The sequence below is a fragment of the Sphingopyxis sp. H053 genome (assembly GCF_001468225.1).
In the GTDB taxonomy this organism is placed as follows: domain Bacteria; phylum Pseudomonadota; class Alphaproteobacteria; order Sphingomonadales; family Sphingomonadaceae; genus Sphingopyxis.
Window position 1 is genome coordinate 412,885 of the sequence record NZ_LNRU01000007.1, and the last position, 10,739, is coordinate 423,623.

The following is a 10,739-nucleotide window of genomic DNA, read 5'->3' on the forward strand; positions in this document are numbered from 1 at the left end:
TGAATATATTGACATAAACGACATGTTTCCTATTTTAGCGTTATCGACACGATCATCATGTCGAAAACGTCAACAAGGCGCAAGTGCCTTCGTATGGAGAAATGTTGTGACGAACGAGAATTCCATGTCTGGGCGCTTTGCGATCACGATCGACGGCGTCGAACATCTGCTGAGCGACCCACTGGTCAAGGGCCGCGACCTGCTCGAAATCGCGGGCCGTATCCCGGTCGACGAGCATCTGCTCTTCTATCGCCAGGGCGACGGGTTGCTCGAAGACATCAACCTCGCTGAAGAAATCGACCTTCGCGCGAGCGGCAAGGAAGAGTTCAGCTCGGTGAAGGCCGACCGCCTCTTCTTCCTTGTCGTCGACGGGCGCCGTTTCCCTTGGGGTAAGGATGAGATCAGCGGCGCGGAACTCCGCGTTCTCGCGCTAGTGCCGGCGGCTAAGGATATCTTTTTCGACCCGAAGGGCGGCAGGGACGACCTCGTCGAGGATACCGAGAGCGTCACCCTCAAGGGCAAGGAGGTCGAGCACTTCTACACTGCCGACCGCTCGGACGAACCGCGTTACGTCAATGTTGACCTCAACGGGGACAAGGTCCGGATCCTCGCCGGCGACTATACGACCGAAACGTTGAAGGACGCGCTCGGCGTATCGGCTGATCTCGACCTCGACGTCGTCGACAAGCAGGGCAGCTTCCGCACCCTGCAGCCCGGCGAGGCGATCCGCGTGATCGCCCGCATGAAGTTCGTCAGCCACGTTCGCCAGGGCGGCTCCTCGTGAATGCCGAAGATCAGTTCGACCGCATCAAGGCCATCTACCCGGATGCGGTCGCGCTGGTCGAAGGTGGCCGTACCTTCGTCCATCTGCCCGGGCTGGTGATCGCGACGCGGGCGGGACCGGTGACGCGCGATGCGCTGCTCTGCCCTCACGAGCATAGCGGCTATAAGACGCGGCTCTTCCTTAACGCCGCCGTTCCCGGTCATCTCGCAAACTGGACCCAGCACAATCTCTTCACCCGGAACTGGTTTTGCTGGTCCTGGAACTACATCGAGGCAGAACAGCCATGGACTTCCATCCTTGCAAATCATCTGGCGGCCTTCCGGTGAACGTCCATTTCAAGATCCGCGCCCCGCTTCTCGACGCCATTCGAGGCGACTTGAGGCGGCGTCACGCCTTCGCATATGAGCGCGTTGGCTGGATTTCGGCGGGCGTGTCGCGCATCGGCGATGGCAGCCTATTTCTCCTCGCGCAGGATTATCACCCGGTCGAGGACGCCGACTATATCGACGACCCGAGCGTCGGCGCGATGATGGGGTCAAAGGCAATCCGCAAGGCGCTGCAGCGCAGCTACCAGTCGCGGACTGCGGCGCTGCACGTCCATATGCACGAACATCGCGGCCGTCCCGGGTTCAGCGGCACTGACATTCGCGAGAATGCGAAGTTCGTGCCCGACTTCTTCAACGTCGCCGCACATGTACCGCATGGCGCGATCGTGCTGAGCGCCGACAATATAGCGGGAGACCTCTGGCTTGCGCGTGGTCAGGGACCGCTCCCCATTGCCCGGTTCACCGCGGTCGGCGCCACCCTCTGGATGGAAGGAGCGATGTCATGAGCCGCTATGACCGGCAGGATTTTCTGGGGCCGGACAGCGACGCCCGGCTCCGCGCCGTGACGATCGGCATCGTCGGCCTCGGCGGCGGCGGTTCGCATGTGGTGCAGCAGCTCGCCCATCTGGGAATCGGGGGCTTCGTCTGCGTCGATCCCGATATCGTCGAGGACAGCAATCTCAACCGCCTCGTCGGTGCAACCGCCGCCGACGCCGAGAACGCGACGCCGAAAGCGGATGTCGCCGAACGAATGGTGCGCGGGCTCGTCGCGGCGCCGCGTTTCCTTGCTCTTGCATGCAGGTGGCAGGATGCAACCGAGGCGCTCGCCGAATGCGACATCATCGTCGGCGGCGTCGATTCCTACCGCGAACGGAGCGAACTCGAAGCCTTCTGCCGCCGGATGATGATCCCCTGTATCGATATGGGCATGGACGTTCACGACCTCGGCGATCAATTCGCGATCGGCGGCCAGGTCATCCTGTCTTCCCCGGGCGGGCCATGCCTCTGGTGCCTTGGCGTTCTCACCGACGCGCGGCTTGAGCAAGAGGCGCAGAAATATGGCGCCGCCGGCGGCAAACCGCAGGTGGTCTGGCCGAACGGCGTGCTGGCGTCGTTGGCCGTGGGCCTCGTCATGCAACTGCTGCTGCCGTGGATGCGCGAACCCGTCGCCAGCGTCTACCTCGAATATGATGGCAATCGTCATCAGGTCGCGACAAGCAATCGCTTAAAGGCGGTCGCCGGGCAAACATGTCGGCACCATGGCGCATGCGAGACCGGTGACCCGCTGTTCGATGTTCGACGTCCGGCGCCGGCAAGGCAGTCAGAAACGGAACGGGAGGAGACGCGCGTGGCGCCGACCAGCGGATCGTGGTGGCGCCGCCTGTTAAGCCAGCTTGGCGTCCGAATCTGACCCGGCGTCCGGCACTTCGCACTGGTCGAAGTCGGGCCAATTGCGGACCTTGGGCAGGAAGGGTTCGGCTTCGTCGGTCGTCCGGAAAATGAGGTTATAAGTCTGGGTCGGGCTGTCGGCGTCAAACGTCCAGAACATCGAAAGCCCGGGCACCTGGACGATCAGCATGCTCTCGCCGAACTTGCTGCCTGTCGCGTCGACGACGACATGGGCACGCACCTTCCGCTGGCACTGGTCGAAACCGCGAAGATCGTCGGGAAGCGAGAATTCGGTCACCCACACGTAGCGTGGATATTGGTGTCGGAAGATTTCGAACTTGAAGATATCGGGAAGCCGATTGCGGAGCGTCCTGCCCTTATAACGCCAGCCATAGGTAAGATAGGTCCGCGCCACGAGTCTTGAAGGCGAAACCGCAAAAAAGGAGGGATCGACGGCGATCGCCTTGCCGAGTGCAGCACTGCCTTCGCCGGCGCGCATGCGGGCGAGTTCGCGATACTCTTCGATGCGCTCGACGCAGCTCGCAAGAAAGTCGCGGCTCAGTGTTTCGGCAACTTCGCCGGTCATGAACACCTTCCCGGGCAGCGGCGTCACTGAATAAACCGCATCCTCTTCGAGCGTCCACGGATAGGCACCGGGCGCGCCCGCCTCCAGCGCGTCGTCCTTGTAGACCGGCAGGCGGCAGACCGGCCCCCTCTGGTCGTCGGCGACGATGAGATGCGAAATCAGTTCGGCCGAGGTCGGGTCATCGGGCAGGTCGTCATCGCCGCGTTCGCGCATCACCCGGCCGATGGCAACGACAGCATGGCCGACCGTCGCGCCGTCCCGGCCCTTTAGCCCGATCAGCACTGGGATGCCGGAATCGAGATAACGACCAATCACCTCATGCAGAGGCTTGATGCCGACCCCTTGTTCGACCGCGGCCTTGCCGAGATCGAAGACCGGATGACGGTCCATCGCCCGTAGCGCCCGGATTATGTTGTCGGGCCTCAGGAACTCCGATCCGGCGGGAAGTGAGCGGGTCACGAAATTGTCTGTGGGCTTCAGCGCCGCATCATTGATGTCAGGCATCGAGAACCAGGGTCCGCCATGCGCGCGATGGAAATGGCGTCCTGCCATCCAGATTGCCGCCTGCGCGCAGGCGCCGACGCGTGTGTCTTGCTGGGTGAGCGGGAATCCCGTGACAGTAAGGTCAGCCCCCACGAGGTGAACGGGATAATCCGCCGTTACGTCGATGATCGTCGAGGGGTCGGAAGCAATCGCAGCTGCCGAGATTACCGCCGCTGCAACCGGCGCGTGGGAAACGGGGCGCAGCACCACAAAGCCAAGATAGTCGTCGTCATGTGAAGCGACCTCGCGCGACAGGCCTTCGGGGCTATCGACCTTGCCGAGATACGAAAGGTCACACCCGAAGAAGTGGAGACGCTGGCAATATTTGAGATAGGGATGGAATAGGGTCGAATAGAAGGCCGAATAGGCGGCGGAGAAGTCGCGGTCGATATAGGCCCGCTCGAGGAGATAGGCCTTCGCACCCGCCTCCCTGTAATCGCGTAGCAATTGTTGCAGCAGCGCGGACTCGTCGGCCCCCACCAATTCGGCCAATTCAGTCCAGTCGTCTTCGCCGAGCAGGGGTCCTACCTGGATTTGAGCCTGCATTCAGCGATTGCCTCCCGATCAGCCGCGGTTCGCGCCGACGACGAAATTTCCGAGTCGCTGTTCTGCCGCGAGCGTCAGCTCTTCGAGCCGTTCGATTTCTTCGACGGCCTTCTTCGATGGTCGAAGATTGAAGTGCTTGAATTCCTTGCGATTGGAAATCTCTACACGTCCGTAGGTATTGTCCGCGAGTAACTTTATACCATTTTTCATGGGTCCTCCTCGCGAATCGAACGCGCCCTGCCGGGCCGGCAGGGCGCAATGATTCGCTTTCGCTACGAAACACAGGGCGAGTCGGCAATGAATATCGCCGCCGTTTAGCCCCAAAACTGCAGTATTCCTTAAAGGCCGCACGACTTTCTGCGAACCGGTTGGGAATTTCTGTTCCGAATCCAGTTGGATGTCGGCGATCATTGGCCGTTCACCTTGGCTTCGATTTTCTCGGTGGTTGCGATGATTTCGTCGAAGGCTGGAGCCTTGCCGAAGATCATTGCCTCGGTTGCGGCATAGTCGCGCCGCAGCGCCTCGCGCATCGCCTTGGCCGGCGCGAGGCTGAAACTTCCTTTCGCCGCTGAGGCGAGGTCGAAGTCGGGTCGATTGAAGAACATGCGGGCATGACGCACGCAGTCGGCGCCAAGTTCATCCTTCTCCATCGCTTCGCGGCCAAGCGTGGTATCCGCAAGGCAGTGAAGGTCATAATAGTGGCGCGATATACGCTGGCCCTCATTCTTGAGGACGCCTCGGCGATCGAACCAACTGCGCAGCCCGTGCGCGATGACGATCTTGTCCCAGAAGGTCCGCTCGGCGTCGATCGTCGTTACTTCGGCAACCGCGAGATCTAGATCCGGCAACTCTTCGGCGACATAGGGCGTGACCGTGGCTTTGCCGTTCGGATCGAGCGCCGATTTGGCACCAGATTCGATGCGGACGGCTGGCTTGATATAGCTCGCTTCGTCATGTTCGAGCGACGGATACCAGACTAGCAGGGTCTGGGAGTCGCGGTCGGCCTTGTCGATCTCTACGCGTCCCGCGCCGTTCGTGGCCTCGGCGAGGCGCGCCGCGATATCGGTCTGGAGAGGACCGGTGATATAAGTGCTGCAGGCGTCCCGGATGGCGTCGAGTCTCGCTTCACGCTTTTTGCCCGACAACGCTTCGAGCTCGTCGACGCTCGCGGCTTCGCCGAGATCGTCCCTGTATATGGTGACGTCGATATCCTCGGAAAAGCGCTTGATGAGGCCGTGCGCCTTCGAAAGCGAGGTGCCGCCCTTGAAGAGCAGCCGTGGCTGGTCGGCGCTGCGCTCATGATAGAGCTGGTCCAGCGTCCAGCAGACCCAGAAATCCTTCTCGACATTGCCGAGCGGCGTGCCAAGCCGGTTCGCGGCCGACAGGAACAGGTCCCGGCGATCGGCTTCTCTCGACCCGATGATCTGCTGGTAGCCGGCGCGGGTCACGCGCGCCGCACCTTGGCCGGCGTGACGAGTTCGCGGAGGAAGTCCTGCATCCAGATCGGAAGTGCGGCGAGGCCGTCCTTCAAGTCCTTGCGAAGGGTCCGGCCGTGCCTTGGGTCCAACAATATCGCGGAGAGCGCGTCATAGACGCGAGTGCGCTCCTCTTCGCTGCGGTCGATCACATCCTTGAGCCAATAGAGTGCTTGCACGATTCGCATTGCAGGGCGGCCAGCCCAATAGAGGCGGCTCGGAGCGGCGTGCTTGAAGGTGATTTCTTGGTTGCCGAGCGTGATCGGTTTCAGCCGCGCATCCACCAAGACCTCGATCCGCGCCGGCACAGCCGTCGTCAGGCCGAGGTCGTTAGCGGCTGTCATGCCGTCGACAACCATGCGGGCTTGGTCCCGGCGAATGACCGCCTCGATGACCGCGCGATAATCGGGGACCGAGGGCTTGCCCGTAAGTTCGTTGTGGACGGGGCGATCGTAGAGCCCTCGATCGATGCGGCGGAGTTCGCCAGCCTTGGTCAGACGCTGTAAATTCTTGTCGATGACCTGCCGGTTGCCGAGGTCGCTGAAGTCTGCCGGGGTCCATGCTTGGCCCAGCTTTCGCTTTACTCGGCGCATGATGTTCCTGCCCACATCATCGTCGGCTCCGGACGATTTCCCCATCATGTCCGAAGCATGATACATTTTTCGGACAATGTCTATTTTAATTTGTCCGAAGCATGTCACTTCGTTCGGACGGCAATGTCCGAACCATGATGTAAACTTCAGACAGCTATGTCCGAAGCATGTTGCACTCTTCGGACAGACAGAATGGCGCCGCGCCCAGCCTGTGGACCTTCAGCAGGAAGCCTCAAATCCTCTACTGCAAAAACCGGATTCCATTCGCACGGATTATGTGAGATTCAGCTTCACGAAAATTCGGTTGTCTAATCGATTTCGAGACGGGGCAAAGCAGAACGACAATGGCTGATCACAGCGCAATAGAGTGGACCGACGCTACGTGGAACCCCGTCACAGGTTGCACGAAGATCACCGCTGGATGCGATAACTGCTATGCCGCGCGCTTCTCCGAGCGGTTCCGTGGAGTGCCGGGCCATCCCTTCGAAAACGGGTTTGACCTGACCCTCCGGCCCGAGCGCTTGGATCAGCCACTGCGCTGGCGCCGTGGACGGATGATTTTCGTAAACTCGATGAGCGATCTCTTCCATAAGGCCATACCGACATCCTTCATCGATCGGATATTCGACACGATGGAGGCGGCCAATTGGCACACGTACCAGGTCCTGACCAAGCGGAGCCCGAGGCTCCGGGACTATATGAATGGCCGCTATGCCGACAGAAGCCCGCCCGCGCACATATGGGTAGGCGTATCCGTCGAAGACCAGAAAGGCGCGGCGCGGGTTGCCCATCTTCGTGCGGCCAAATCCGCAGTCCGCTTTCTATCGGTGGAACCTCTCATAGGCTCTGTAGGCCCTATTGACCTGAAGGACATACACTGGGTCATAGCGGGCGGAGAAAGCGGTCCCAATGCCCGCGTGATGCGGATCGAGTGGGCACGGGAGATACGCGACGCGTGCCGAGAACAGCGCGTGCCTTTCTTCTTCAAACAATGGGGCGGATTTCGACCAAAGTCTGGCGGACGGGAGCTTGATGGCCGCGAGTGGAGTGAGTGGCCCCGCCTGACGCGGGCGGCCGGCTAAATGCTCGATCCGCGCTGGTACGATGGTCGGGAACAGGCGCTGGTGAAGCACACGTTCCTCGATACCTATATGCCGGCCCAAATTCCCAAGATCGTCAGCTGGGCAAACGAATTCACCTATGTCGATCTCTTTGCCGGACCGTGGCAGTCAAAGAGCGGCGATTATTCGGACACATCGTTTGGAATTGCCCTCCGCAGGATGACGGAAGCCAAAGCGAAGCAGGCGGAACTCGGCCGTAAAGTGACCATGGTGGCTCACCTCGTTGAGAAAGATCCCGCTAATTTTGCAGAGCTAATCGACGCCGTAAAGCGCTTTCCCGACGTTGAAATACATTGTCACCCGGGTCAGGCCGAGGATCACGCATCCGCAATCGCGACCGCCATTCCTGCGAGAGCCTTCCGGTTCGTCGTCATAGACCCCAAAGGTGTTCCCGACGTTCGGAAGTTTCGATGCTTGATCTCGCCGGATCGAACGGAAGTTCTCATGAATTTCATGTTCCAATTCGCAAACCGCTTTGCGGGATCACAGGATCGGATGCCGACACTCGAAGGATGGCTCGGCGATCTGCAAGAAAATGGCGGTTGGAGAGCGGAGTTCGCTGAACTGCGCGGATCCGAAAGAGAAGCGGCCATTTCCGAGCGCGCCCGCCAAGCGTTGCGGCGCATGGGGGACTATAAATTCGCGCCGGCGTTAACCGTCGACGAGACGGCGGTCGATCGGCCCTTGTACAAGCTCATTTACCTGACTCGGCACCCAGCCGGCATCAAGGTGTTCCGTGACGCACACAGAAAGTCTCTCGAGACCCAAGCGACCTACAAATCGGCGAAAAAGGCGGAGACGCGGAGGGTTGCAAGCGGAATGAACGACATGTTTGCTGGCCAATCTGCCATGGAACCGGGCGAGCGAAGCGCTCGCGAAATATCCCAAGGCGAGGCGGCCGCGCGGTCAACGATGCTTCAAATCCTGTCGGAGAGCTCGGCCGATTTGAAATGGAAAGATGTCTGGCCGCGTGTGTTGGATCTTTGCGCGGTTACTTACGGCGCCCTCGGTGACATAGCTAACGACTTAAGGAAGCGCGGGCTCATAATTGTCCCTGCGTGGAGCGGCGACGTGTTGAGGCGCCCGAAGGATGATTTCTCTATCAAAATTGCTCCACACCTCGCGCCTTAAGGAGCGGCGTCCCCTTTTCATCCCAGGAAACTAAAACCTGTCGGTCTGCTTGCGGCCAGTTCTGCTTTTCCTACCGCTCGGCTTTGCCTGCGGTCGGCACTTGGTGGATCATCGCGGCGTCGATCATGGCTCGATAGATTCTTCCGACTTCATCTTTGCTAACGTGGCCAGCCTCGAGCGCTGCGGCGCTGATCATCGTCATGTCGGGTTCGCGAAGAGCCATGATCGCGGCCTGTGCCTCCGGCAAATAGTCTTCCCAAAGCGACTTGCCATCCATCCGCGCATTGGGTGGATTTGCATCCAACTCGCAAAGTGCGCGGGCGACTCGTTCTAGGCCGGAGGTCATGACGCGAGAATAACATAGAACGTCGACCTGATATGGGGGGATTTCGGTGTTTCTCACGATCAAATCGAGTCGATCCCGTGGTCCGACATCGGTGACTTTCCAAAAACTCGGTCCCTCTCTACAGCCGCCTAATGGCTAGACGCTCAACCATTGCAGAACGTGTCGAGGCGCTCGTCCGGCGAATGGATGGGGCGCCCCTTTGCGACGAATGCATTACAGACCGGCTCGACCTTTCTTCGGTGTCACAGGCAAGCGTCGCCACCGGAGCAGCTGCCGGCGTCGGAGGATTTGAGCGGCTCAAAGAGCCATGCGGCCTTTGCGGCGAGCCGCGGCACGTCATTCGTTACAAAGGCTGAACTTCGCAATTCGCCGCGGAAAGATCGAGCGCGGCTGAATGGGCGTGCTCTGGCGCCGGCAGGCGGCGCCAGGGGCCGCGCGTTATCTTGGGCCGCGCAGCGCACTTGGCTCGCTATCCTTGCCGGACGGCGGCTGGCCCACAGGCCCGCGCGCACGCCGCCCGGCTGCGGCCTCGCCAAGAGCGCGTTTGCCTTTGCGCGCTTCGCGCGGTTCTTTGACGCCTTGCGATAGTTACGGGGTTTGAATCGATCGGCGGTCGGCACTACGGATCCCGCAATGATATTCAGTCTGTTCCTGCTCGCCTCGGTCGTTCCGGCCGGCCAATCCTTCACCTGCACCCCCGTCGCAGTCTGGGATGGCGATGGGCCGATCTGGTGCGCGGAAGGTCCGCATGTTCGCCTTTCCGGGGTCGCCGCACGCGAAATGAATGGCAGCTGCAGTTCAGCGCATCCCTGTCCGGACGCCGATCCGGTCGCGGCGCGCGATCATCTCGTCGGCCTGCTCGGGACGCCGCAAGGGCGGAACCGGACTGGCCATATTCTCGTGCGCGGACCGGCCATGCGCTGCCTATCGCGCGGCGGGGCCGGCGGCACCCGCACCGCCGCCTTCTGCACATCGCCCCGGTCGGGCGATATCTCCTGTGCGATGACCCGCAGCGGCCTCACCGCGCGCTGGGACAAATATTGGGGTGCGCATCGCTGCGATTGATCGGACCGGATCGGGCGGGTGGGTCAGGTGGACCGGCCTTTGAGTCCGGCGCGGATCGTTGAATGGACGCGGCGGCAGCTCTCTCTCAGTTGCTCAAGGCCACCCCTTTTCTGTCGCCTTTCTGCGGGCCCGGCTCGCCTCTGGCCGTCAACCCCATGCGGGGTTCGCCCTCGCGTTCCGCTCGGTGACGGCAGCTCGCGGTCCCTTCTTCTGGCGCCATCGGGGATGTCCCCCGAGCAACCGAAGGAGAAAGTCCATGCCCACCATCGCCAACCTCAACGTCAAGGCCGACGGCAGCTTCGAAGGCACGCTCGCCACCCTCAACGTCACCGCGCAGATCGCGATTGTCCCGAACGGCCGCAAGGCCAAGGACAACGAACCCGATTATCGCATCCTCAGCCGCAAGAACGGCTTCGAACTTGGCGCAGCCTGGGTCAAGACCGCCAAATCGACCGGCGCCGAATATATCGCAGTGACGATGTCGGCCCCCGAGTTCGGGACCATCTACGGCAATGTCGCAAACGCCCCCGGCGACGACCCGATGAAAAAGGTCATCATCTGGAACCCGCCTGCCTGACGGGCACCCCGGCTCCGCCTTCGGGCGGAGCCGATTGATTTCATCACGTGAAGGCGGTCCTCTGGGCCGCCTTTTCGTGTCTTGTGCTGACGAGTGTGGGTTTCCGGGGCCCGGCACTCGGTTATCCTCCTTTTCGGCGACTGGGCTGTCGCAGACGACGAGTGCCGCGCATGTTGCGAACGGCAGAATGTCGACAGGTCTTCGAAATGAAAGGTCAGCGAGGGGGCCGGGACGCGGCGGCGAACCGGGGGCGGGTG

General features: G+C 61.2%; 13 protein-coding genes. 8 read left to right on the forward strand and 5 right to left on the reverse strand.

The window, feature by feature from the left end; translation table 11 throughout:
* The first annotated feature begins 124 nt into the window (after window positions 1-124).
* The 4 genes from ATE70_RS16395 to ATE70_RS16410 are packed head-to-tail and all read left to right on the forward strand — an operon-like array spanning window position 125 to window position 2,521.
* A complete protein-coding gene (locus ATE70_RS16395; protein WP_052182452.1) occupies window positions 125-784 on the forward strand; it encodes a multiubiquitin domain-containing protein in 660 nt (219 codons plus the stop codon).
* The gene (locus ATE70_RS16400) at window positions 781-1,110 is read left to right on the forward strand and encodes a hypothetical protein (protein WP_037557218.1); all 330 of its coding nucleotides are present in this window, start codon (window positions 781-783) and stop codon (window positions 1,108-1,110) included. The genes ATE70_RS16395 and ATE70_RS16400 overlap by 4 nt, the downstream gene beginning before the upstream one ends.
* Complete coding sequence (locus tag ATE70_RS16405) at window positions 1,107-1,616, forward strand: hypothetical protein (protein WP_037557217.1); 510 nt, start codon at window positions 1,107-1,109, stop codon at window positions 1,614-1,616. The genes ATE70_RS16400 and ATE70_RS16405 overlap by 4 nt, the downstream gene beginning before the upstream one ends.
* Window positions 1,613-2,521 carry a HesA/MoeB/ThiF family protein gene (locus ATE70_RS16410; RefSeq protein ID WP_081933209.1) on the forward strand — a complete coding sequence of 303 codons (909 nt, stop codon included), beginning with the start codon at window positions 1,613-1,615 and terminating at the stop codon, window positions 2,519-2,521. The genes ATE70_RS16405 and ATE70_RS16410 overlap by 4 nt, the downstream gene beginning before the upstream one ends.
* Here ATE70_RS16410 and ATE70_RS16415 read toward each other — a convergent pair.
* From ATE70_RS16415 to ATE70_RS16430, 4 genes are read right to left on the reverse strand one after another with little or no spacing between them, the layout of a single operon-like run.
* Entirely contained in the window at window positions 2,495-4,174 is a 1,680-nt protein-coding gene (locus ATE70_RS16415; protein WP_052182451.1) for a hypothetical protein, read from the reverse strand. The two genes, ATE70_RS16410 and ATE70_RS16415, sit on opposite strands and share 27 nt — an antisense overlap.
* Window positions 4,175-4,192: 18 nt before the next feature.
* Entirely contained in the window at window positions 4,193-4,585 is a 393-nt protein-coding gene (locus tag ATE70_RS24910; RefSeq protein ID WP_137752010.1) for a hypothetical protein, read from the reverse strand.
* Window positions 4,582-5,622: a nucleotidyl transferase AbiEii/AbiGii toxin family protein gene (locus ATE70_RS16425; RefSeq protein WP_052182450.1), complete on the reverse strand. Its 1,041-nt coding sequence runs from the start codon at window positions 5,620-5,622 to the stop codon at window positions 4,582-4,584. The genes ATE70_RS24910 and ATE70_RS16425 overlap by 4 nt, the downstream gene beginning before the upstream one ends.
* A complete protein-coding gene (locus tag ATE70_RS16430; protein WP_037557226.1) occupies window positions 5,619-6,290 on the reverse strand; it encodes a DUF6088 family protein in 672 nt (223 codons plus the stop codon). Before ATE70_RS16430 ends, ATE70_RS16425 begins: the two co-directional genes overlap by 4 nt.
* Before the next feature lie 296 nt (window positions 6,291-6,586).
* On the opposite strand from ATE70_RS16430, the gene ATE70_RS16435 reads away from it, so the two are divergent.
* Together ATE70_RS16435 and tcmP are read left to right on the forward strand one after the other, a co-directional pair.
* A complete protein-coding gene (locus ATE70_RS16435) occupies window positions 6,587-7,324 on the forward strand; it encodes a DUF5131 family protein (RefSeq protein WP_037557212.1) in 738 nt (245 codons plus the stop codon).
* A complete protein-coding gene (tcmP, locus tag ATE70_RS16440; RefSeq protein ID WP_037557210.1) occupies window positions 7,325-8,494 on the forward strand; it encodes a three-Cys-motif partner protein TcmP in 1,170 nt (389 codons plus the stop codon). It begins immediately after the preceding gene.
* Between the two features lie 70 nt (window positions 8,495-8,564).
* Here the strand turns inward: tcmP and ATE70_RS25245 are convergent, their stop codons facing one another.
* Complete coding sequence (locus tag ATE70_RS25245) at window positions 8,565-8,771, reverse strand: hypothetical protein (protein ID WP_037557209.1); 207 nt, start codon at window positions 8,769-8,771, stop codon at window positions 8,565-8,567.
* A 702-nt stretch (window positions 8,772-9,473) separates the two neighbouring features.
* Between ATE70_RS25245 and ATE70_RS16450 the strand changes: the two genes are divergently transcribed.
* Both ATE70_RS16450 and ATE70_RS16455 read left to right on the forward strand, forming a co-directional pair.
* The gene (locus ATE70_RS16450) at window positions 9,474-9,905 is read left to right on the forward strand and encodes a hypothetical protein (protein ID WP_037557225.1); all 432 of its coding nucleotides are present in this window, start codon (window positions 9,474-9,476) and stop codon (window positions 9,903-9,905) included.
* Between the two features lie 256 nt (window positions 9,906-10,161).
* Complete coding sequence (locus ATE70_RS16455; RefSeq protein ID WP_037557208.1) at window positions 10,162-10,482, forward strand: DUF736 domain-containing protein; 321 nt, start codon at window positions 10,162-10,164, stop codon at window positions 10,480-10,482.
* Window positions 10,483-10,739: the final 257 nt, after the last annotated feature.